This window comes from Nonomuraea sp. JJY05 (assembly GCF_043496855.1).
GTDB lineage: Bacteria > Actinomycetota > Actinomycetes > Streptosporangiales > Streptosporangiaceae > Nonomuraea.
In genome coordinates, this window is the sequence record NZ_JBIEIS010000008.1 from 100,119 (window position 1) to 122,630 (window position 22,512).

The following is a 22,512-nucleotide window of genomic DNA, read 5'->3' on the forward strand; positions in this document are numbered from 1 at the left end:
GATCGCAAGGGGGCATTACCTGCAACGGGTCATCCGGCGAGCAGGCGCGGGGCGATCAAGGCCCCCAGGACACCGGTCGTCATGCCGTAGGCGTTCAGGACCCCGCCCCAGCGATCACCCACCTGGCAGCGGCGGACGAAGACACGGTGCGCGACATCATCCACGCCTTCAACGAGCGAATTGTCTGCGATCCCTCGAACGCCATGGCGCCACCACGCACCCCTCGACCACAACGCAAACCGGGCATTCCTCCTCCAGGCCCCCGCATGCCCGGCGCCGTCCGAAACCTCCGCACCGAGCTGGTCCGCCATTCGTCCCTGCTACTGCCGCCGGCACGAAGCTCTACCCTCCTGGCAGAGGCCGCGATCTGCCCAGAGCGGTCTTCCCGGGCGCGCCGATCTGAGATCTTGGGGTGATGACGACCTCCCTGGAGACCACCGTGACGCCTGACCCGGCCGGACGGATGGTGCGGGCTGTCGACCTCGTAATGGGGTCCAGGCTCGACCATGGCGACGATCTGTACGAGGAGCCCGTCACGCTGGTGGATGCTCGCACTGCGGTGACCCTGCTGGGCGAGCGGCTACGCGACAGCGTCCCGGAGGTGGTCCTCGAGTCGCTGGAAACCCAGCGAAGCAACGGCGAATTGATCTCCAGCGACCGACTGCAGTTCCTGTCGGAGGCCGTCCAGAACGCCGATGACGTAGCCGCCACGGAGGTCCGCGTCATGATCGGCGACGGGGCGCTCTGGTTTTCCCACGACGGCGACCCCGTCCGCCTGCGCGACATTCTGGCGATCGCGCTGCCCTCCGCGAGTACGAAGAAGGCCGATCCGTCCGCCACGGGCCGGTTCGGCATCGGGCTCGGCACCATCGACGCCGTCAGCCCCGTCTTCGAGATGCATTGCGAGCCCTACCATGTCCGTTTTGCCCATCTCGATATCACCTGGACCGCGCCGAGAACCGCCCCTCCGGGCCTGTGCGGTCCGGAGGGGTGGACCCGGTTCCGGATTCCGTTGACCGGGGTCCCCCTCACCGAAGGCGAGATGGTCACTTGGCTCCGGGACTGGGGCGATGGCGCCCTGCTTTTCATGCGGCACGTGGCCAGGGTGACCCTGCTCAGGGCGGACGGCACGGTGCTGGAGGAGTCGCGGCTCAGCTGGAAGGAGCTGGCCGCCGGGTCCGCTGGGATAGGTGGCGTCCGCCTTCCGATGTGCCGGCAGATCGCCTCGGCCTCCGACGGCCGCCGCTGGGCGGTCTACGGAGTGGACGCGGACACGCCCGAGGGGTTCGAACGCAAGAACAAGGCGTCCGCCGTGACCACACCAGTCCGCGTCGCCCTGCCCTTCGATGACGAGGCAGGCTTCCTGCACGCGGGCTTGCCTGTGGCCGGGCTCGGCTGTGCCGTCCGGGTCAACGCCCAGTTCGATCCCCTGCTCAGCAGGCAGGACATCTCGACCCGAGGCTGGAACCAGGCCCTGCTGCCGCTGATCGGCGGCCTGTGGACGGCCGCGATGGCGGACCTGTTCACCATCGACCCCTCGTCGGTGTGGCGGCTCGTCCCCACCATCGCGACCGGGACCGGATACCGGCTCAGCCTGGAGGAGGAGCTGCTGAGGCGAGCCCGCGCGGATCTCGCGCCGCTGCTGCGCATCGAGGCGTCCCCGGCGGGCGAGCTCGCGCTGACGGACCTGGCATACGAGGCCCCGGCTCTGGAGGGGCTGCTGAGCCCGTCCGAGGTGGCGCGCCTGGGGCCGGCCACGGCCGAGCTTCCTGCCCGTGCCCGTGATCGCGACGGACGGTGGCGTGAAGTCCTCCGCGACTGGCGGGAGGCGGGGGTCGCCGTACCTGTCGAGGTGACGGTCCTGACCGCGCTGGCGCTGCTCAGTGAGCCCGAACGCGCGGTCTCCTCTGTGCTGGCGCTCACGGCGGCGGGCCTGGCAGAGCAACTGGGAGCACGATTGCGGCGGCTGCCCTGCGCGGTCATCGCGGACGGTCGGCGACTCGTCCCGGAGGAGTTGGTCGACACTGTGCTGACAACCGTCCCCATCCCCCTGCTCGACTCGCTCGGCGTCAGCGCGCGGCTGCATGAGGAGCATCTGCTCGACCAGCCCGATGCCGTGACCGTCCTAGATTGGCTGCGGACGCTTGGCGTGCTCGTCGAGACCGATGATGTTCGGCTCGCGGTTGGGAGCCTCGCCCGGCTCGGCAGTTACGGTCTCCGGCTGTGGCTCTCCGAAGAGCGGCTGCGGGAGCTCCGGTCGACGTTCGACGAGCTGTCTGTCAAGGACCAGAAGAAGCTGGGACCTGGCGTCGGCAGGGCGATCCTCCTCGCGGGGAATGAATATGATCCCGACGGCGCACGTCGCGAGATCAAGATCTCACCTGCCGACGCCTACCTCCCCGCGCGGTTCGACCGGGGCGGCTTCGCCACCGCTGCCGGGCCGACGCCAGGCATCCCCTGGCTGTCGAGCCGGTATGCGGACGTGCTGAGGCAGCGGGGCGGACAGGGCGGTCTTGGCGCCGCCGCACTGCTCCGGCTGCTCGGGGCCGCTACTTCCCCGAGATTCGCACCCCACGCGGGGCTGGAGTACAAATATTCCGGCAAGCCGTATGGCCTGGCGCTGCACTCTCCCGACTCCACGGCCCAGCGGCGGAGCGATCTCCGCGATCTCGGCGCGACCTACACGGTGGACGAGTACGACAGCCCGGTTCTGCGGGCTGTCGTCCGCGATATCGCCCGCGATGAGGACGCCGGGCGCCGCCAGGAGAGATCGGCAGCCCTGGTCGCGGTCGTCGGACGCGACTGGGAAAAGATCAAGCGCTATCGCCGAGCCAAGGCCGCTTCCGACCACTACGGCTGGAACTTCAAGGGAGACGTCGAGGCGCTCTGGTTCCGTGAGGTGCGGACCAGCGCGTGGGTGGAATCCGCCGCGCGGACCCCACGGACACCGTCCAGCCTGCATTTCCGCAACAAAGAGACAGTCGCCATCCTGGGCGCGGACCCCGGTCTCTTCGTCGCGCCCGACCTCGCCGAAGCCGACCGGGGCGGATTCCTCAACGCCTGCGGAGTCGGCGGGTCCCCGAACCTCACCCGGCTGGTCACCAAGCTGAAGGAGCTGAGGAACGACGGGTCGGCCACCCTCGACGCCGATGTGGCGCTTGTCTACCAGGGGATGGCCGGGCTGCTCCGGCGATCGGCGGGGCACCGATACGCCCTACGCGCGGAGTTCGCTCGGGAGCCGGGGCTCATCCTCACAGCAGAGGGCTGGCGACGGCCCGAGGAGGTCCTGCGCGGAGATCCGATCTTCGGCAGCCGCCGTCCCTTCATCCCGCCGATCCCGGACGCCGAGCAACTGTGGGAGGAACTGGGCATCCCCCGTCCTGGCCCCGATGACGCCCTCATCGTCCTTGCCGAGTTGGCGGGACAGCCACTGGATGAGGAATCGTCTGGCGTCATGCTGGAGTGCTTTCGGTTGTTGGCCCGGGACTTCGCCATCGACCCGCCGACACGGCGGCAGAAGGACCGGCTCCGGCGGCTGCGGCTTTGGACCAGCCGCGGATGGGTCCGTGACCGCCCGGTCTATACGACCGAGGACCCCGTGCTCGCCGAGGCACTCGGGGCCTCGCTCGCGGTCTGGCAGCCGGGAGCCGAGCTTGCCGGCTTCCGGAACCTGCTGGGCCGCCTCAAGATCACCGAGGTGCACGCAGAGCAGGGCGAGGCCGTCCGTCCGACGCCGCCCTGGCGCGACGACGAGTCCACTGCGCTGTTCACTACCGCGGCGGAGCTGCTCAGGGACTGGCTGGTCAGGAACGAACCAGAGCTGGAACGGGCGCTCGAACTCGGCTGGGACGAGCTGGGCGGCTTCGAGGTCATGATCTGTCCGGGACTGCAACTAAGCCTGCGGCTCGACGACGGCACCCTCGCGAGGGCAGCGGTCCCGGCGCTCGTCGACCGCCGTGAGACGAGCCTCCTTCTCACCGAACCCGGTCAGCTCGCCCATGTCGACGGCGCGGGCCGTGCCATCGCCGGTCTCTTCACGACCGGCGGCGAGAACATCGCACTGCACTGGTCGGCCGCCTGCCAGCGCGCGGCCGCCGGCCGCCGCGCCCAGCGCGTCCAGCTGAACAGGACAGTATCGGCGGAACAGCTCGCGGAGGCTAACCGCAGGGCCGGTGCCCGGCTGACCGAACTCGAGGAGCAACTCACCACCAGGACGACCGCGGCGGCACAGAACATTCCCCTCCCGCCGTCCGCCCCTCCGGCGCCCAGGCCGTCTCTGCCCAGGACTCCGCCGCCCGCACCTGAGGTCCCGCCCCGCCGACTCGTGGACCTCGACACTGTGGTGTTCGGCGAGCCGGTGCGTTCGCGGGCTAGCGGCCCGGACCCGGTCCCCGCACCGCGATCCCGCAGCATCACGGAGCCGCGCTACGAGAACTCCCCTCCCCAAGGACGAAGCGCTCCGAGAGCCTATACCGACCTGGACAAGGAACAGCTCGGGCTTAACCTGCTCCGTAAGCTCCTGAGCCGTTCGGACAGGGAGATCATCGACCTGCGCGCCCAGCACGGAGTGGGAGCCGACGCCATCGACGACCTCCGCAGGTTCTACGAGCTAAAGGTCTACGCCGCCCAGGAGCCGAACACCATCCGCCTCACCGCGACCGAGCTCGAACGCGCCCTGCGCGACGAGAACCTCGTCCTAGTGGTCATCTCAAACCTCGAAGGCCCCAACGCCCGCCCCCGCCTACGCTTCATCACCGACCCCCTGCACCGCCTGAGACCCCAGCACGACACCGTCATCTCGCTCACCGGAATCCAGAATGCCCCCGGTTGCCTCGTCGTCGACGCGACCAGCTAACTCGGTGTGACCGCGAAGGTTTGCCGGGTTTGATCACGCGGCTTGGCTGCGTGGATTGTCCCAGCGTTGGTGTCGCTGCGGATGCGGGCACGTTCGCGGCGTTGGACGGCCAGGACATCGGGGTGGCGGGCGTTGGCGTTGCGCCCAGTGCAGGTAGCCCTGGAGATCCCGGGCCAGGACGGTGTGGCTTAGGTGGTTGCTGTTGCCCATCACGAAGGACCGCAGCGGCCCGAACTGGGCCTCGATGGGGTGGAAGTCGAACCCACCGAACCCGGCAAGCCCGACGGCGTGTCACCCGACCGGCGAACCCTCCGGTCACCGCACTAGCAATAGTCGAACGTTCTGGGTCGCGATAACATGCCTTATCGCGACCCAGATACTTGATCATCTGAAGATGGGAGACCTGCCGGTGACCGAGTTGGCGCGGCTGAACGACAACCTGACCGCCTCGCTGCCGACCCCGGCGGGCGCAGCCGACCGGGAGCTGACCGAGGCGGCACGGGCGCGGGTGGCTGGAGGGTTCGCGACCAACACCAGCCGGGCCTACCAGCGGGACTGGGAGACCTTCACCGCCTGGTGCGCCGCGCACGGACGCAGCGCTCTTCCCGCCACCCCGGAGACGGTCACCGAGTACGTCACCCACTTGGCCGCGACACCCACCCGCAAGGGCACCCTCCCGGCGCCCTCCACTATCGAGCGGTCGCTGGCCTGTATCCAGTCCCGGCACAAAAAGGCCGGACTCTCCCTGAACGCCGAGTTCGCCCGGCTCGCCCTGCGCGACTACCGCAAGGAGCGCGCCTCGGCCGGGCAGCGCACCCACAAGGCCCCGCCCGCCGAGCTGACCGTGCTGCGAGCCTTGGTCGACACCACCGACTCGGCCAGCCTGGTCGGCCTGCGTGACCGCGTGGTCCTGGTACTCGGCTTCGCCCTCATGGGCCGCCGCTCCGAGCTCGCGGCGCTCGACATCATCGACCTGACGTTCACTGCCGACGGGCTGGAGGTCGCGATCCGCCGGTCCAAGACCGACCAGGACGCGATCGGCGAGATCGTGCCGCTGCCGTACGGCTCGCACCCGGCGACCTGCCCCGTGCGCGTCGCCCAGGCATGGCTGGCGATGCTGAAGGGCCACGGCGTGACCGAGGGGCCGCTACTGCGCGCCATCGACCGGCACGGGCGGCTGTCCGGCACGCCGGGGGCGACCATGCGCGGCACCGGCCGGATGTCCGGTGACGGCCTCAACAAGATCGTGCGGCGCGCAGCGCAGCGGGCCGGGCTCAAGGACGCCGACACCTTCACCGCTCACTCGCTGCGGGCCGGCGGTGCGACGGCGGCGGCCAAAGCGGGCGCCTCGATGTCGGCCATCGCCCGACACGGCCGCTGGTCGGAGAAATCACCCGTGGTCCACGGGTACATCCGAGCGGCTGACAAGTGGCGAGACAACCCTATGCGCGACGTGGGACTTTGAAGCTTGCAGAGGGCTGCGGACTAGCTGGCTGCCAGATCCAGAAACCAATTGCGCACGGCTGCGCGGGCCACCGCGAAGGCGGCATCGTGCCATTGGTGCTGCTGCATGGTTCGGGGGATGAGAGCGCCCCAGGTGTCCGGGATGTCCAGGCCATGTAGGACGCCGCCGTGCACAAGCCTGGAGCGGAACTCGTACATAGCTGCGCGTGCCCCTTCACTCTCTGCAGCGGCGTGTGTCTCCACTAGGGACCGGAAGTGGGCGGAAGGTCCTGGATTTCGATCCGTACCACAGCATGGGCAAGGATCCCGTTCCCCTCTGGGTGGTGCAAGTGCCTCGATGGCGTTGATCGCCGCGACGAAACTCATCGACTTGGAGGTGTCCCAGACGCGGGAGGCGGAATCCAGCCAGTAGCACGCTCGAAGAAGCTGATCCCGCACTGCGGGAAGGGCGGCCTCGAAGCGGTCGAAGAAGTTGTCGAGGCAGGATGGGACACGCATGCCGTCGTCTTGCACGGAGATGCCGCGCCGCGAGTAGTACTCATCATCGGATACGGCCTCCAGTTTCTGGATGCCCGATACGTCCGAGAAGGTAGCCGCCTTCACGACGAAACCCCTGACCATGTAGCCCTCATTGGCGTAGACCGTGTGGGACCCGTCCGCCAAGGGTTCGCGCAGCAGTATCCAGTGATGCGGATGGGCCGAAGACTCACGAATAACTTGACCGCGCAGCAGGAGCGAGAGCAACAAGTGCAGCTCCCAGCACCGACGAAAGCGGCGCGTTGTCTCCACCTGGAAGCTGTCCGAGCGCCGTACCTTGTACTCCAGTATGAAAGGGTGCTTACCGAGCAGCATCTGCGGTCGAGGTGCTGTCGCGGGCGCCGGCAGGATCTGCCAGTCGTCGGCGTGCCGCCAGAATCCTCGGATCTCGGGGGTACTGAACAAGATCTCCCGTCGAATCTCCAGCTCGGTGTGTGGAGCCGACGCTGCCTCGGTGAGGCGCCGCACCTGCGCCACCAACTCATCGGTCAGACCTGGCCCCGGTACACCACGCAGAATTCGCCCCGATCGCTTGCTATACAGCAGGTCAAACACGTGACCAGCTTCCGGGTGAAAGTAAGCCACCTGCGTTCCCGACTCCCACTTGGACATAGGGAACAAGCTGCTCAGCAGATCAGCCAGCTCGCCGTCCGGGACGACTCCCACCTGAAGGGCGGCATTCAACGTCGCGGCATCAACCATGCAGGGGCTCACCTCGGCCTACTCGGCACACCAGCCGACCCGGGACAAACCGCTGCACCTTCGGGCGGCTGTCGAGGTCATCCGGTTACTGTAGGGCTCCTTCCGTCAGTACGACCACCTTGATGTCCTGAACGGTCGTCATGCGCTAACTACGCTAGTGCCGCGTCAGGCAACGTTTGCGACGTTCGTCGTTGGCCCTGAGCCGACGGTAGGTGACGTGGCACCGTGCATCGAAGTCGAGCGTTATGGGCGCCGTCCCGTTGCGAACCTGAACGCCCCGAGCGCCGAATCGGTCGCGCGCTCGGTCTGCGGTCTGGTTCGCATCACGACGGCGTTAAAGTTCGCATCGCGACGGTGTTGAGCAGGTGTGATCGGGCGCCGATGAGAAATGGCGCCGACAGTCGTCTAAGTAGACGTCCGGTGAAAACGCGCTGCGCGCATCAAGGGAGAGCAACGAGATGAGACCACTTCGATACTCGATCAACGTCACGCTCGACGGCTGCTGCCATCACGAGGCAGGGCTCCCCCCGGACGAGGAGTCGATGCGTTACTGGACCGCTGAGATGGAGCGAGCCGATGCCCTGCTATTCGGCCGGGTGACCTACGAGATGATGGAGTCGGCGTGGCGGAAGCCGGCCACGGACACGTGGCCTGACTGGATGGATGAGTGGCAGATCCCGTTCGCCGAGACCATCGACCGGGCGAAGAAGTACGTTGTGTCGAGCACGCTGAGCGCGGTCGATTGGAATGCCGAGCTGGTGCGAGGCGACTTCGGGCAAGCGGTTCAGCGGCTCAAGCAGGAGTCAGGCGAGGGCCTGTGGGTGGGTGGCGTGACGCTCCCCCTGGCGTTGGCAGATCTGGGACTGATCGACGAGTACGAGTTCCTTGTGCAGCCGGTCCTTGCCGGACACGGGCCGACGTTGCTCGCCGGGCTGCGCGAGCGCATCCAGCTCGAGCCCGTGGACCGCCGTGAGTTCCGGTCGGGGGCGGTCGCCCTGCGATACCGGCCCACGCGAGTTACGGCTTGACGTGATTTATCCTGGCACGTTGACCGCTCCCTCGCGACGGAACGACGGCCCGGGGTCGCGTTGGCCGCGCTGGCCGTGCCCCCGAACGCGCGGACATATCGACGAAGGACATCGCCCCGAGGTGCCAGTAGCGGACAGGGCAAACGTTGCCTGACGTGGCACTAGCCACCGGGTGACATGCGAGTTGAGGTTGATCGCCAGAGACCAGCTCAGAACCCGGGCCTACCCCCGTACAGGCTCTGTGGCGATGACGCGAGCTCTCAGCGCCGCCAACTCCTGCTGCAGGCCATGCGATCCGGCGAGCATCAGGGCATGGACGGCGCTCACCTCCCGGGCGGAAGCCCAAAAACCCGAGGCGGGTGTCCGAAATGAAAGGACCTCGATCGAGTGGACCCGGAACGCCGCCGGGTCCAGGTACCGGATGCCCCCGGTCCCGCAGAGGTAGGTCGTCGCACCGGTCAGCCAGGCGAGGTCCGCCAGTCGCTGCGACCGTTCCCCTCGGGCGAGCAGATCGCTACTGTGCAGAATCCGTCCCGACCATCCGACCAGTTCCAGCAGCAGGCGTGTGGACAGCTCCGTCACCTCCGCCAGCCGGTCTGTGCGCTCGAATGCGGCCAGCACGGGTTCGAGCCGCCGCTTGAACGACGGCCAGTAGGTGCTGTGCCGGTAGTGATCAGCGAGAAGCTGAGCGACACGGCGTCGGCAGCGGACGGGATCCGCCAGACGCGCTCCGCGAATAGAGGTGGAGCGGCCGTGCGGTAGATGGGTGGCGATGGAGAGCCACTGCTGCTTCCGAGACTCGTCGAGTGAGGCGAGGCGCGCCCGGTGCTGGTAGTCCCTGCGGGCAAACTGCACGTCGTCCAGGACGATCCAGTAATCGGCGGTGAACAGCTTGGCCAGGGTCGCGAGCCGAGGGAAGAGATTGGGCTGGTGGATGGCGCACACCTCGCCGTACGGCAGGTCAGGGTGTAAGAAGCCTGCTGTCGAATCCGGCGCGGAGAAGAGCCTGGTAGGCGTCATGGACCTCTCCTGGGACTGGCTGCTCGATGGCGTAGCCGAGCTTGGGGTACTCGATCACGCGCTGGAGGTCGCCGACGAGCATGTCGATGACCAACTTCGGATCGCCGATCGAGCTGACGTAGTCGTCCAGCTCCAGCGGCTCGGAGGCGCACACCACCTCGACCTCGGGCCACACCTTCCGCGCCGTGGCGTACGCCCGGCGCTCCATGTACGGCTTGGAGATCAGGAGCACCGAATCGGGCTGGATACCCGCGTCGGCCAGCACCTGGCGGGACAGTGCGATGTTCTGGCCGGTGTTGGTGGCGTTCGGCTCCAGCAGGATCGCCTCGTCGGGCACGCCGAGTTCCAGCGCGTGCTCGCGGTAGTGGACGGCCTCGCCGCGGGGGAAACGAGCCGCGGTGGTGGAGCTCGTGGCGCCGGAGAAGACGAGCAGCGGGAACCATCCGGCGCGGTACAACTCGACCGCCGCACGCGCGACCCCCAGATCGTGGCTGCCCAGGCCGATGGCCACATCACACCGGCGCAGGTCGTGGTGCATCTGGTGGTAGTCCCAGATGGTGCGGGCATGACGCCACTGCTCGTCGGTGATGACCTGCTGCTTGACGCTCACTTGGCTGCTCCCTGATCGCCGTGGCAGAGGGAGACGGATCTCCCCCTGGATGGTCCGCTGGATGTCCTCGATGCTGCGCAGTTGGTGCGCTAGCCCGTGCTGCGCGGCTTCGCGTGCGGCACGGTCGAGGATCATCAGCCCATCATCCACGGTGGCCCGGTCGGAAAGCAGGATGTGCCCGTAAGCCGTCTCCAGCCGGACCCGCTGCATGGGCGCATCGGTGACGGCGGTGGCGCGAGCGAGGTCGATCAGGCGTAGCGCCTCCGAGAGGTTCCCGGCGCCGCGGTGGGCCAGGGCGAGTTTCTGGTGCGCGACCGACCAGTCCTCAGGTTCGCCGAGGCTCTCGAACTCACGGATAGCGGTCATCATCAGGCGGGCGGCGTAGTCGTTTTTGTCGTTCTTGCTCAGGGCGGTTCCGACCCACAGCCGGGCTCGCGTCCGGTCGCGTGGTGAGAGCCGGTCATCCACCGCCAGCACCTCATACTCCTTGGCGGCCTCGTCCAACAGACCCGACATCTCCGCGACCACCGCCAGCGAAAGGTCGAGCTGAGCGATGCGGCGGGGGATATCGAGCTGGCTGTAGATCGAACGAGCGTTGAGGTAGGAGCGGCGGGCGGACAGGGGGCCGGCGACTGCGCCTTGGTCGCGTTGGAGGTCGCCGAGCAGCGTTGTGGATCGTGCGAACAGGTACAGGCCCTTGTCGTCCAAGGCGTGTGGGTCGTAGCGGGTGAGCCATCGGTTCAGAAGGTCGGCGGCGTAGCTGAAGCTCTGGCGGCTGAGGGCGACCACGGTCCGGTCAAGGTCGTCGGTCCATGTCTCGTAGTCCCAGGCCCGTGGTCCCACGCGTGTGACTCGCAGCCCTTGGTCCACGTCCTGGCCGAGTTCCAGGAGCAGGGTCTCGAATCGCAGGTGGGTCGCCGAGTCCGCGCGTGCCAGTGCAGTGTCCAGGATGGCCTGGGTGTCGGGGCGGGGCCGGGTGGCGGGGCCGAGCTGGTCCCACTTCGCGACGGTACGGGGCGCCACGCCGAGGTGTTGGGCGAACACCCGCACGCTCATCCGCAAGGCAAGACGAAGTGCATGCGCTTCGAGGCCGGTCCACTCATGCACGGTCGTCACGTCGCTGCTCCCTTCCACGGCCATGGAAGCACGCAGAGGTACCGAGGACCTACGGAAGTGCAACGGAAGTGCGACAGCGGGTCGTATGCAGCCGGCCTGGGGCTGGCCATGCTCGAAGTGCGGGCCATCAGCCCCGACCACGGTAAGGACGGCTACCTTGTGGACACTCACCGAACAACACGATGTGGACGGCCCGATCGTCTACGGGTACCTGCGGCTGCACCGTTCGACGCCCGAACGGCAGGCAGCGCTGACGGTGGCCCTTGCCCAATACTGCGAGCAGCACGAATTGCAGCTCTGCGGCATCTTCACCGATCGAGGGACCGAACCGGCGGATGCCCCTGCTTTCGCCGGGTTGCTGGACGTCCTTCTCCTGTCCAACGTCTACGGGGTGGTCCTGCCCACTGCGCACCACCTGGGTCGGAAGCACGTCGCCGCTCGGCGGCGGGAACAGCTCAACGCGATCGGGGCGCGGCTGCTGTTCGTGCGTGGAGCTCTCCGTACGGCCGCCTCCTACGCCAGCTGGAACATCCACAACCCGGACTCCATCCGGACCGTCGACTACCGCGCTGAGGAGATGTCACGTCGTCCCGACCCGGACGTGCCGCATTTCCACATCGACCTGGCGGACATCCCGCAGAGCGGGGCATAGCAGCCACCAGCCACGAAGACAGGCGTGCGGTACGCCGTTTCGCACGCCGAGCGCGGGCGGCCCGGTGTAGTCGTCCCCGTCGTACCGCGCTTTCCGGCGCAGGCCGAGGTTGGCCGCCTATCGCCCGGCCTGCGCCATTACATCGTCCCTGTTCCCAAGGAGGAACCCATGCTGGCCCGTGAGGCCGAGACCACCGCCGATGCGGCAGCGAGGAGGCAGGTAGCCGGCCTTCAGCGTCGTGCCCGCGGCATGACGGTCGACAACGCCACCGAGGTCCTGAGCGACAAGACAGCCCAGTTCCTGGCCGAGCAGTTGCAGGAGTCGTGGGCCGGCCGCTGGCAGGTGATGTGGGAACCCTGGGGCCGCAAGTTCCGGGCATTCCCGGCCTACGACATGGACGTCAACACCCCGGTCGAGGGCGCCAATCTCCGCGAGCTGTGGCGGGCCGTCCTCGACGTCGACCAGGAGCTGTTGCTGGCCGTGGCCGAGGCCATCCCGGCGCACCCGCCCACCGTCGTCCACGTATCCCCCGGCTTCCTTCAGGAGGTATTCGGGTGATCAAGCGAGACGTGGCCAGGCAGGCGGCTCCGCGCGCAGACGGGGAAGCTACGCCACGTCTTGGCGCGGCCCGGCCCGCGAATAGGTGCGCTCCACTTGCCGGCCGCGCACTACGGCTCGGGCTTAACCAACCACCGGAATCCATTCCCTCCTGGCCCGCGCCGCCTACCACTCGCAGCCCACGCCGGAGCCCCTGTCCGTCGTGGGCTGCGAGCTCCACCCTGTCGCCACCCGCAACACCAGGTCACAGCGAAGGCCGCCGCCGATGGACGCCCTCTTCCTCGCCATGTACGCCCACGGCTACCTGCCTGCCCGCCTTCCCGCACCTGTGGACGCGGCCCGTCCGCCGGTTGCCGCTCGATCGCCGACACCACCCGAATCGAGCGCGGAGACAGCAGATGAACCAGCGAGTCAGCCGCTCCCGACGACCTAGCACGCAGACGGCCGACACGTTCGGGTGGACGCCATACGCCACCTCCGGCGGCACTCTCCGAGTCCGACACACCTCGTGCTGCGGCCGGTACGAACTCGCGTCCGAGGGCGGCCAATTCTTCGTGCTACGTCAGGCCGAGAGGGGCGGCTACGAGGAGACCGGCCGAGGCCGCACCTACCGCGGCGCCGTCCGGACGTACGTCGCCCTGGTGATCGAGCATCGCCGCGAGCACATCACCCGCGGGGAGCCGCTGGAGCCCGACCCGTACGTGGATGAGGCGGGCGGCGTGCCTGACCGCCGGCACTGCCCGCCAACAGCCACCATCGACCAGTCGCCCATCACGACCAAAGAAGAGGGGACATACCCGTGACCACCGACAACGACGTCCAGGACGCCACCGCCCTGCGTGACGCCATGACCACCGCCGTGGCGGCCAGTTGCGGAGAGTGGGGCTTCCCGCTCCCCGTGCAGGTCGAGGCTGCGTTCCGTGCGGTTCCCCGGCATCTCTTCGCCCCCGAGGTGTCGCTGGAGGCGGCGTACGCGGTGGACATCGTCGAAGTCAAGCGCAGCGAGCACGGCACGCTGATCTCCACCATGTCCGCGCCCGACATCCAGGCCATGCAGCTCGTGCAGACCGACATCAGCCCGGGGATGCGCGTGCTGGAGATCGGCTCAGGTGGTTACTTCGCGTCCCTGCTGTCGGAGCTGGTCGGCCCGACCGGTCAGGTCACGTCCATGGACATCGATCCCGACGTGACCAGCCGGGCCCGCGCCTGCCTAGACGCCGCCGGCTATCCGCAGGTGCGGGTCGTCACGGCCGACGCCGAACACGGCTGGGAGGCCGACGCCCCGTACGACCGGATCATGGTTACGGTGGGAGCGTGGGACATCCCTCCGGCCTGGCGCGAGCAGCTCGCTAAGGGCGGCAGGATCGTCGTGCCGCTGCGGATGAAGGGCATCACTCGCTCCCTGGCCCTCGAACGCACCAACGACCACCTGGTCAGCTTGTCGCAGGGAGTCTGCGGCTTCGTCAAGATGCAGGGCGCCGGCGCCCACGACGAGCACCTGTGGCCCCTCAAGGGCGAGAAGGTCGGCCTGCGGTTCGATGACGGCAACCTTGCCGATCGGCACAAGTTGGACGGCGTGCTCGCCGACGAGCCCACCGCAGCCTGGTCCGGGGTGACTGTGGCCCGCCCCGAGCCGTTCCCCGATCTGCCCCTGTGGATGGCGACAGCGCTGCCCGGCTTCTGCAACCTCACGGTGAACGTCCCCGAAGGGGAGGACCCCGGGATCGTGTCCGAGGAAGGAGGCCGCTGGTTTCCCTTCGCGACAGTCGAGGACGACTCGTTCGCCTACCTGTCCGTCCGGCCGGCCGGGGAGGGCACCGTCGAGTTCGGCGCGCACGGCTACGGCCCGCACGGCGGCGAGGTCGCCCAGGCCATCGTGGAGCAGATCCAGGTATGGGACCGCGCCTACCGCGGCGGCCCCGGCCCGCAGTTCGAGGTGTGGCCGATCGACCACCCTGTCGAGGTGCTGCCCAAGAGTGTGGTCATCGCCAAGCAGCACACTCACGTCGCGATCTCCTGGCCGGATGCGGGACGACCCACGACCGGCGTGACCGCCGACAACGACGTCCAGGACGCCGCCGCGCTGCGCGCCGCCATGGTGCGCGAACTCCGCGACCAGGGGGCGATCCAGTCCGAGCCTGTGGCGGCAGCGTTCGCCGCCGTGCCGCGCCACCTGTTCACGCCGGGCGAGCCGCTGAAGGTGGCCTACGCTGTGGACAACGCGCCGATCGTCAAGCGCGGCGACAACGGCCTGACCCTCAGCTCCGTGTCCGCCCCTCACCTCCAGGCAACCATGCTGGAAGCGGCCGAGATCAAGCCCGGCATGCGCGTGTGCGAAGTTGGGAGCGGAGGTTACAACGCGGCCTTGCTGGCCGAGCTCGTCGGCGACAGCGGACGCGTCACCACGGTGGACATCGACCCCGACATCGTCGAGCGCGCCCGAACCATCCTCGATGACGCCGGCTACCACCACGTGCACGTGATGCTGGGCGACGCGGAGCAGGGCGTCTCCATGGCCGCCCCGTTCGACAGGATCATCGTCACGGCCGGGAGCTGGGATATCCCGCCCGCGTGGATCGAGCAGCTCACCGACGACGGCCGGATCGTCGTCCCGCTCCGGCTGAAGGGGACGACCCGCTGGATCGCGTTCGACCGCGACAGCTCGGGCCTGGTCAGCCGCAGCTACGGCTTGTGCGTCTTCGTGCCGTTCCAGGGGGCCGGCTCCCACACCGAACGGAACGTCACGCTCAACGACGGGGTAGTGCTGCGCCTCGACGACCAGGACCTCAAAGTCGATAGGGACGCACTGCGCCGGGCGTTGCACCTGCCGAGAATTGAACGCTGGTCCGGCGCCGTGTTCGACATGCCCGACGAGCAGGCGCTGTTCCTGCTCACCAGCGACCCCAACATGGCGCTCCTGCACGCCGATCAGAACGCCATCGACCAGGGGCTGCTCGCGCGCCCGACACTCAAGGGTGTGCCCGTCCTGGTCGGCGACGGCAGCTTCGCCTACCGGGCCGCGCGGCCAAACGACGACATGAGCAGCGGATACGAGAGCGGCGTCTACGCCCACGGGCCCTCGGCCGAGGACCTCGCCACCCGGTACGTGGAGCTGCTGCGCCAGTGGGCCAGCAAGTACCACCGGCGCGGCGCCGCGTCCATCCAGTACATCCCCAAGCCCGCCAACCCGCCGACCCGCTCCAGCGGGGTCATCTCGAAGCGGCACGGGACCGTCGTCGTCACCTGGCCCTAGACCGCCGGGGCTCCCCCTGCGGGTCCAAACGATCTGCCTGGGGGAGCACCCGGGGAACCCCACCCGCCCCAACGAAGGAGGTACCGTCATGTCCCCCCGTACCGGAGGTGCGGCAACGCTCACACCGCCCGCACTCGAACAGGCCGCCGGAGGCTGGGACGCGGACGACTGGGCCGCCGACCTGGACGTGTCCATCGTCGAGTCCGGTGTGGCCGCCGAGCAGCTCATCCGCATGACCGACGACGGCTGCAACTCGACGTGCGGAACCGCGTGCGTCAGTTGCGGCTCGTAGGCGCCCTGCTGACATCCGACGCCTAACCCGAGCGTCCGGCCGGCACGGCTCACCGGCCGGCCGGGCGCCCCCAGCTACGAGAGCGGCTGATGTACCGATACCTCGACGCCGCGGTGTTGCGCGCCCCAGCGTGGCCGCCAGACCAGCCGGTCGCACCGTGGCCTGACCTGGCCAGCCCGGACGCAGGCCCCGCCTCCTGGCGGGCCTGGCTGGCTCGTACGTGGCAGACGCCCGGTTTCGCGGCGGCCGTGGAGCAGGCCAGTCCGGACCTGGCGCAGCGGGTGCGCGACATCTGCGCCGGAGGGCGGATGTCCGATCCGAGTGTCCGCCGGGCGGTGCTCTCCGTGATGCGCTACCTGCTGCGCGCCTCGGGCCGCCCGACGCCGTTCGGCCTGTTCGCCGGGGTGGCCCCGGCTCGCATCAGCACCACAACGGATCTGCCGGCGGTGCATATCGGGGACGCTCACCGCCCAATAGCCCGCGTCACGGCCGAATGGGTCGCCGCGGTCGTCCAGCGGCTGGAAGGCGAGACAACGCTTCGCCGACGCTTGACCGTGGTCGCCAACGGGCTCGCGTTCGAGCGTGACGGCCGCCTCGTGCTCGAACACCGCGCCAACACCGAGGCGGACGGCGCACCAGGCCATGTGAGCGTGCGCGCCACCGGCCCCGTACAGGCAGCGCTCCACCTGGCGCGTGACCCGCTCCCGGTCGCGGACCTGATGGCACGCCTGTCGGCCGCCTCCCCGCGAACTGCCGACACCACCATCGACGCGCTTCTGGCCGAGCTGGTCGCCCAACGCCTCCTGCTCACCAACCTGCGCCCGCCCATGACGGCCTGCGACCCGCTCCGGTACCTCCTGCGCGAGCTGGACGCGATGAACGCCGACGAGATCGGCGAGGTCGCCGACATCGTCAAGGGCCTGCGCGCCATCGCCAACGAGCTCGCCGACCATGACCGTGCGCCCGCCGCCGTGGCAGGCGAGCACCGGGCACGCGCGGCGGCCGCGATGGCGGCCATCCACCGCACCAAACGCCCGCCGCTCGCGGTCGATCTGCGCCTGGATGGGAAGGTGACAGTGCCCGCGGCCGTGGCGGCAGAGGTGGCCACGGCAGCGGCCGCGCTCGTCCGCCTGGCCCGCCGCCCCGCCCTCAACACGGGCTGGCTGGCCTGGCATGCCCGGTTCCTGGACCGGTACGGCCCGCGCGCCCTCGTCCCGCTCCGGGACGTCGTCAACGCCGACATCGGGCTCGGCTACCCGCCCGGGTACGACGGTGCACGCGCCCCCGAGGAGACGGCGTTGACCGACCGCGACCGCAAGCTACTGGCGCTGGCACACAACGCCACGATGCGCCGCCAGCGCGAGATCCTGCTCACCGACGACATGATCGCCGACCTCGGCGGGGTGGCCACGGACGCGCCGGTTCAGCCCAGCACGGAGCTGACCGTACGGATCGACGCGCCCACCGCCGAGGCGATGGCCGAGGACCGGTTCACGCTCCTCGTCTCCGGGGCATCGCGCGCCGTGGGCACCATCACCGGCCGGTTCCTGGACCTGTTCGACGACGAGCACCGGCAGCGAATGAGCCGGGCGTACGCGAGCCTGCCCCCAGGCACCCGGGACGCGCTCGCCGTCCAAGTGTCGGCGCCCGCCCCGTACGCCGTCACCGAGAACGTCGCCCGCGCCCCCCAAATGCTGCCGGGGGTGTTGCCAGTCGGCGACCACCCCGGCGGCGTGCAGGTCCTCGCGCTGGACGACGTGGCCGTCACCGCCGACCTGCACGGCGTTTACCTGGTGTCGCTGTCTCGCCGCCGCACCATCGAGCCGCTGATCCTCAACGCGGCCAACCTGATCCAGCACACGCACCCGCTGGTGCGGTTCCTCCTCGAAGCGCCGAACGCCCTACGGGCCCCGTGCGCAGGCTTCGACTGGGGCCCCGCGGCCACGCTGCCGTTCGTCCCTGCGCTGCGCTACCGGCGCACGATCCTCTCGCCCGCCCGGTGGCGGCTCACCGCCGCCGACCTGCCCGCGCCCTCGGCCGACTGGGCGGAATGGGAAAGCGCCCTGACCAGATGGCGGGAGACGGTGGCGCTGCCGGAGACCGTCAGTCTCGGGGGCGGCGACCAGCACATCCGGCTCAACCTCGCCGAGCCCGCGCACCGCGCTCTCCTGCGCGCCCAGGTGGACCGCGCCGGCACCGCCGTGCTGCGCGTCGCCCCCGAAGCGGACGCGGCCGGATGGATCGGCGGCCGTGCCCACGAACTCGTGATCCCGCTCGCCGCCACCGGCCAGCCTGCCGAACCGCCCCGGCTCCCGCGCGAAGTAACCGCGCGGCACCACGGGCACCTGCCCGGCCAGCACGGGCGGCTGTCGCTCAAGCTGTACGGCCACCCCGACCGGCACGACGCCATTCTCACCCGCCACCTGCCACGCCTGGCCGACGCGGTCGGCGCCGAAGCGCGGTGGTGGTTCCTGCGCTACCACGACCCCGACCACCATCTCCGTATCCGCCTCACCGTGCCTCCTGACGCGTTCGCCGACACCGCCGCCCAAGCCGCGACGTGGTGCGAGCAGCTGCGTCGGGCCGGGCTGGCGGCGCGCGTTCAGTGGGACACCTACTTCCCGGAGACCGCCCGCTTCGGCGGCCCCGCCGCCATGGACGCGGCCGAGGCGTACTTCGCCGCCGACTCGGCCACCGCCCTCACCCAGTTGACCGCGATCACCTCCCGGGGAGGGCCCAACCTGCGCGCCATGACCGCCGCCAGCCTGGTCGACATCGCCGCCGCGTTCCTCGGCGACCGCGCCACGGCGATGCGGTGGCTGATCGACCACACCCGCGCCGACGCCTCCCCGCCCGAACGCGCCATCTACGACCAGGCCGTACGCCTGGCCAGCCCGGACGATCACGAAGCCTTTGCCGCGCACCTGGCGGGCGAGCAGATCGTCTCCTGCTGGGCGCGGCGGCGGCAGACGCTCGCCGCCTACCGCCGAGCGCTGGAGGAGGCGGGCACGCTGTCACCGGCCGTCGTGCTGCCAGATCTGCTGCACCTGCACCATGCCCGCATGGCCGGACCCTCGCTGGCCGGAGAGCGGGCGTGCCTGCACTTGGCCCGCGCCGCCGCCTTGAGCTGGACCGCCCGCCCCAGGAGGAGCAGGCCATGAACGAACCGCGCCCGAACGCGCTGGCTGTGGCGGACTCGGTCGCCACGGCGCTGGCCGACCCGCAGCCGTGGGCTGCCGAACCGCCGGGCAGTGGCCTGGTCTGGCCTCAATCGCTGTGGGCCGGAGCGGCAGGGATTGCCCTGCTGCACATCGAGCGCGCCCGCTCGGGGCACGGCGCTCCCGCCACGGCGCACGCCTGGCTGGAAGTGGCCGCTTCCGGCGCGTTGACGGCTGCACCGAACGCGAACCTGTTCTTCGGCGCTCCCGCGCTGGCCTTCGCCACGTACGCGGCCGCAGGTACGTCAGGCCGCTACCGGCGTGTCCTGGAGCGCCTGGACGACGCGGTCACGTCACTGACCTGCACTCGCCTGGCCGACGCGCATGCGCGCATCGACCGCGGCGAACGGCCCGAGATGAGAGAGTTCGACCTGATCCGCGGGCTGACCGGCCTGGGCGCCTACCACCTCAGCCGTCACCCCGAGCACCCGGTCACCCGCGACGTGCTGTCCTACCTGGTGCGCCTGACCGAACCACTACCCGCAGGCGGCGAGCTGCCGCCGTGGTGGACGACCGTCGCCCCCAACGGCGAACCCAGCTCGGACTACCCGCACGGGCACGGCAACCTGGGCATGTCCCACGGCATCGCCTCTGTCCTGGCCTTGCTGTCCCTAGCCGTGTTGCGCAACGTCGGCGTGGCCGGCGCGAAAGAGGCGATCGAACGGATCTGCGCCTGGACCGACACCTGGCGGCAGCATGACGACGCCGGCGCGTGGTGGCCAGGCACCGTCACCATCGAGCAGGCGCGCGAGCAGCGCATCGACCCGTCGCAGCGCCCACGGCCGTCGTGGTGCTACGGGATCAGCGGCACAGCCCGCGCCCAGCAACTGGCCGGCATGGCGCTCGCAGACGAGAGGCGGCAGCAGTCCGCCGAGGAGGCGATGCTGGCCACCCTGCGCAATCCGGCGCAGGTCGATCGGCTCCCCGAGTGCGGCCTGTGTCACGGCATGGCCGGGCTGCTCCACTCCGCGTGGCGGATGGCCGCCGACGCACGAACCCCAGACCTCGGCGACGAACTCCCCAAACTCGCCGCCCGGCTCGTCCCGCAGATCTCCCACTCCGCTCCGCAGCCTGGGCTCCTCGAAGGTGTCGCAGGGGCCGCGCTCGCCCTGCACGCCCTCGGCACCGGCGCCGTGGTGTCGAGCTGGGACACCGTCCTGCTCTTGGCCTGACCTGGAGGCAACCCCGCATGGATCCCCGCCCGTGGCGGCAAGTCAACGTCGTCTTCCCCGACTGGGCCAAGGCCGAGCACACCGCCGTGACCCATCTCGCTCCGCTGCTGGCGTCGGCCGAAGACGAACGGCTCATCACCGCCTGGTTCTTCATGCGTAAACCGCCCTGCTGGCGCGTCCGCTACGTCCCCAGCAACGACCGGACGCTGGCGCACCTGCGCGGCCACATGAACTACCTCATCCGGCAGGGCCACATCGACACCGCAACCGAGGTCATCTACGAGCCCGAGCCGTACGCCTTCGGCGGCGCCAAGGCCATGGCGTGCGCGCACGACCTCTTCCACCTCGACAGCCGACACCTGCTCACCTACCTCGCCTCCTCACCCAGCGTCGAGCACCGCCGCGAACTATCGATCCTGCTGTGCACCGCCCTGATGCGCTCGGCCCGGCTGGACTGGTACGAGCAGGGCGACGTGTGGGCGCGCGTATCCGAGCACCGCGACCTGCCCGAACCGATCCCGCCCGAGCGACGGCGCACGCTGGATGCTGGCCTGCGGCGGTTGATGAGCGTGGACGCCGGCCCGCTCATGGGCGACGGCGCACCGCTGGCCTTCGCCGCCGAATGGGCAGCAGCGTTCGCCGCCACCGGTTCCGAACTGGCTGACCTGGCAGCCGGCGGGCTGCTGCACCGCGGCCTGCGCGCGGTCCTCGCCCACCACATCGTCTTCGCGTGGAACCGGCTCGGCCTGTCCTACACCGCCCAGGCCGTCCTGGCCCACACCGCCAAACACGTCGTCTTCGGATGCGACCCCACAGCGTCCGAGGCCGAGGAGACGAGGAGCGAGACATCATGAACGCCTTGCAGCAGGCCGCGCAGCGCTTCCCCCTCATCGCGCGCCCCCGACCGGCCTGCCTGCCTCTCCGGGTCCGCGTCGCCGAGGTCGCGCAGCTCGGCGACGCCGCAGCCCACGGCACGAGCCCCAGCCACCTCGCGATTGCCGCCGAGGCACTGAACAAGGCGGCACTGATCGCGAGCGACTGCGGCGTCCCGTCTATGGCCCGATCCCTGTGCTGGCGTCACTTCGCCGCCTACTTGCCTGCCTGGCCACTGGACGCCCGCCAGGCCCGCCACGCCCTGGAGCCGCTCGTCAACCTCGCCCGGCTGGCCATCCGCGAACACCACGGCGCCCGCGGCTACCACCTGCTGCACGATCTCTTTCACGCCGTCAGTACCGGCGGCTCAGCCGACATCGACGGCCAGCGCATCCCGTTCGCGTTCGACGGCCTCACCCGCACTGATGACGATCTCCACACGGTTCGCAAGTGGCTGTGGGGCGTCTTCCTCGCCGAGGGCATCCGGGCACTCATCAGCGCGGGCCAATGGGACCAGGCGGTCGCCCACGCACAGCAGCACCACGGCGTCGGCCAACGGCTCCTGGACGGCCGACAGGCCACCATCATCGCGCACTGCCTCGCTGGGCAGACCGACACCGCCCTCAAGCTCGTCGCCGACAGTGCACCCGACCAGCCGTGGGAACACCTGGTGGCCGGTTGCCTGGACCTGCTGTGCAGCCGCGCGGCCGGACTGCCGGCCAGCGGCACGTTCGCCGAGGTCCAACGCCAGTATCTGGAGCTCGATCGGACGCCGGGGCTTCTGGTGTTCCGTACGCGCCTCGGCCTGACCCTCCTGGACGTGGCCGCAGATACCGACCGATCCTTGGCTGACCGCGCGTTCACCTGCCTGATCAGCGACATTCTCGCCACGGCGGACGGGTATGCCGCGCGGGAAGTCCTGGCGCACAAGCAGGGCAGCGCGATGCTCAGCCTTGCCGAGCAGCATGAACTCACGGCAGCAGTGCAGGAGGCCGGGTTGGGATTCGGCACCATCCCGGACCCGCTGATGTCCGACCTCCTCGCAGCCGTGAGAACGAGCGAGACGGTGATCCAGCGCGGCCTTGGCTCCCTCACGACGGCCGTCAACGGGCATGCGTCGACCTAGAAACCATTCCTGCCGTGACTGGCCCCCCGCTCCAGC

The 22,512-nt window shown here is 69.6% G+C and carries 16 protein-coding genes; 12 read left to right on the forward strand and 4 right to left on the reverse strand.

The window, feature by feature from the left end; all coding sequences use genetic code 11:
- Positions 1 to 29 precede the first annotated feature (29 nt).
- Positions 30 to 164 (reverse strand): hypothetical protein, encoded by a 135-nt coding sequence (locus ACFKCF_RS13790; RefSeq protein ID WP_394493544.1) that lies wholly within the window; start codon positions 162 to 164, stop codon positions 30 to 32.
- A gap of 251 nt (positions 165 to 415) precedes the next feature.
- Between ACFKCF_RS13790 and ACFKCF_RS13795 the strand changes: the two genes are divergently transcribed.
- On the forward strand, positions 416 to 4,855 hold the full coding sequence (locus tag ACFKCF_RS13795; protein ID WP_394493546.1) for a sacsin N-terminal ATP-binding-like domain-containing protein: 4,440 nt from the start codon (positions 416 to 418) through the stop codon (positions 4,853 to 4,855).
- Between the two features lie 394 nt (positions 4,856 to 5,249).
- Positions 5,250 to 6,320, forward strand: a complete 1,071-nt coding sequence (locus ACFKCF_RS13800; RefSeq protein ID WP_394493552.1) for a tyrosine-type recombinase/integrase — start codon at positions 5,250 to 5,252, stop codon at positions 6,318 to 6,320.
- Positions 6,321 to 6,340: 20 nt separating this feature from the next.
- Here ACFKCF_RS13800 and ACFKCF_RS13805 read toward each other — a convergent pair whose 3' ends face one another.
- On the reverse strand, positions 6,341 to 7,558 hold the full coding sequence (locus ACFKCF_RS13805; RefSeq protein WP_394493554.1) for a hypothetical protein: 1,218 nt from the start codon (positions 7,556 to 7,558) through the stop codon (positions 6,341 to 6,343).
- 458 nt (positions 7,559 to 8,016) lie between these two features.
- Here ACFKCF_RS13805 and ACFKCF_RS13810 point away from each other — a divergent pair, with 458 nt between their 5' ends.
- On the forward strand, positions 8,017 to 8,586 hold the full coding sequence (locus ACFKCF_RS13810) for a dihydrofolate reductase family protein (RefSeq protein ID WP_030925166.1): 570 nt from the start codon (positions 8,017 to 8,019) through the stop codon (positions 8,584 to 8,586).
- A gap of 222 nt (positions 8,587 to 8,808) precedes the next feature.
- On the opposite strand, the gene ACFKCF_RS13815 is transcribed toward ACFKCF_RS13810, so the two are convergent.
- Positions 8,809 to 9,606: a WbqC family protein gene (locus tag ACFKCF_RS13815; RefSeq protein WP_394493556.1), complete on the reverse strand. Its 798-nt coding sequence runs from the start codon at positions 9,604 to 9,606 to the stop codon at positions 8,809 to 8,811.
- Positions 9,548 to 11,332, reverse strand: a complete 1,785-nt coding sequence (locus ACFKCF_RS13820) for an ElyC/SanA/YdcF family protein (RefSeq protein WP_394493558.1) — start codon at positions 11,330 to 11,332, stop codon at positions 9,548 to 9,550. Before ACFKCF_RS13820 ends, ACFKCF_RS13815 begins: the two co-directional genes overlap by 59 nt.
- 157 nt (positions 11,333 to 11,489) lie before the next feature.
- On the opposite strand from ACFKCF_RS13820, the gene ACFKCF_RS13825 reads away from it, so the two are divergent.
- From ACFKCF_RS13825 to ACFKCF_RS13865, 9 genes are all read left to right on the forward strand, one after another.
- Positions 11,490 to 11,984 carry a hypothetical protein gene (locus ACFKCF_RS13825; protein ID WP_394493560.1) on the forward strand — a complete coding sequence of 165 codons (495 nt, stop codon included), beginning with the start codon at positions 11,490 to 11,492 and terminating at the stop codon, positions 11,982 to 11,984.
- 168 nt (positions 11,985 to 12,152) lie between these two features.
- Positions 12,153 to 12,542, forward strand: coding sequence for a hypothetical protein (locus ACFKCF_RS13830; RefSeq protein WP_394493562.1), 390 nt, complete (start codon positions 12,153 to 12,155; stop codon positions 12,540 to 12,542).
- Positions 12,543 to 12,940: 398 nt separating this feature from the next.
- The gene (locus ACFKCF_RS13835; protein WP_394493564.1) at positions 12,941 to 13,345 is read left to right on the forward strand and encodes a hypothetical protein; all 405 of its coding nucleotides are present in this window, start codon (positions 12,941 to 12,943) and stop codon (positions 13,343 to 13,345) included.
- Positions 13,342 to 15,795 (forward strand): methyltransferase, FxLD system, encoded by a 2,454-nt coding sequence (fxlM, locus tag ACFKCF_RS13840; protein ID WP_394493566.1) that lies wholly within the window; start codon positions 13,342 to 13,344, stop codon positions 15,793 to 15,795. Before ACFKCF_RS13835 ends, fxlM begins: the two co-directional genes overlap by 4 nt.
- An 88-nt stretch (positions 15,796 to 15,883) precedes the next feature.
- The gene (locus ACFKCF_RS13845; RefSeq protein ID WP_394493568.1) at positions 15,884 to 16,087 is read left to right on the forward strand and encodes an FxLD family lanthipeptide; all 204 of its coding nucleotides are present in this window, start codon (positions 15,884 to 15,886) and stop codon (positions 16,085 to 16,087) included.
- 89 nt (positions 16,088 to 16,176) lie between these two features.
- Positions 16,177 to 19,248 carry a lantibiotic dehydratase gene (locus tag ACFKCF_RS13850; RefSeq protein WP_394493570.1) on the forward strand — a complete coding sequence of 1,024 codons (3,072 nt, stop codon included), beginning with the start codon at positions 16,177 to 16,179 and terminating at the stop codon, positions 19,246 to 19,248.
- Positions 19,245 to 20,477, forward strand: coding sequence for a lanthionine synthetase C family protein (locus tag ACFKCF_RS13855; protein WP_394493572.1), 1,233 nt, complete (start codon positions 19,245 to 19,247; stop codon positions 20,475 to 20,477). The genes ACFKCF_RS13850 and ACFKCF_RS13855 overlap by 4 nt, the downstream gene beginning before the upstream one ends.
- Before the next feature lie 17 nt (positions 20,478 to 20,494).
- Positions 20,495 to 21,331, forward strand: coding sequence for a thiopeptide-type bacteriocin biosynthesis protein (locus ACFKCF_RS13860; protein WP_394493574.1), 837 nt, complete (start codon positions 20,495 to 20,497; stop codon positions 21,329 to 21,331).
- The gene (locus ACFKCF_RS13865; RefSeq protein ID WP_394493576.1) at positions 21,328 to 22,476 is read left to right on the forward strand and encodes a hypothetical protein; all 1,149 of its coding nucleotides are present in this window, start codon (positions 21,328 to 21,330) and stop codon (positions 22,474 to 22,476) included. The genes ACFKCF_RS13860 and ACFKCF_RS13865 overlap by 4 nt, the downstream gene beginning before the upstream one ends.
- Positions 22,477 to 22,512 lie beyond the last annotated feature (36 nt).

Bases quoted from the DNA above. Each gene is read 5' to 3' on its own strand.
- ACFKCF_RS13795 (WP_394493546.1), top strand. From the start codon at position 416: ATGACGACCTCCCTGGAGACCACCGTGACGCCTGACCCGGCCGGACGG.
- ACFKCF_RS13800 (WP_394493552.1), top strand. From the start codon at position 5,250: ATGGGAGACCTGCCGGTGACCGAGTTGGCGCGGCTGAACGACAACCTG.
- ACFKCF_RS13805 (WP_394493554.1), bottom strand. From the start codon at position 7,558: ATGGTTGATGCCGCGACGTTGAATGCCGCCCTTCAGGTGGGAGTCGTC.
- ACFKCF_RS13810 (WP_030925166.1), top strand. From the start codon at position 8,017: ATGAGACCACTTCGATACTCGATCAACGTCACGCTCGACGGCTGCTGC.
- ACFKCF_RS13815 (WP_394493556.1), bottom strand. From the start codon at position 9,606: ATGACGCCTACCAGGCTCTTCTCCGCGCCGGATTCGACAGCAGGCTTC.
- ACFKCF_RS13830 (WP_394493562.1), top strand. From the start codon at position 12,153: ATGCTGGCCCGTGAGGCCGAGACCACCGCCGATGCGGCAGCGAGGAGG.
- ACFKCF_RS13835 (WP_394493564.1), top strand. From the start codon at position 12,941: ATGAACCAGCGAGTCAGCCGCTCCCGACGACCTAGCACGCAGACGGCC.
- ACFKCF_RS13845 (WP_394493568.1), top strand. From the start codon at position 15,884: ATGTCCCCCCGTACCGGAGGTGCGGCAACGCTCACACCGCCCGCACTC.
- ACFKCF_RS13850 (WP_394493570.1), top strand. From the start codon at position 16,177: ATGTACCGATACCTCGACGCCGCGGTGTTGCGCGCCCCAGCGTGGCCG.
- ACFKCF_RS13855 (WP_394493572.1), top strand. From the start codon at position 19,245: ATGAACGAACCGCGCCCGAACGCGCTGGCTGTGGCGGACTCGGTCGCC.
- ACFKCF_RS13860 (WP_394493574.1), top strand. From the start codon at position 20,495: ATGGATCCCCGCCCGTGGCGGCAAGTCAACGTCGTCTTCCCCGACTGG.
- ACFKCF_RS13865 (WP_394493576.1), top strand. From the start codon at position 21,328: ATGAACGCCTTGCAGCAGGCCGCGCAGCGCTTCCCCCTCATCGCGCGC.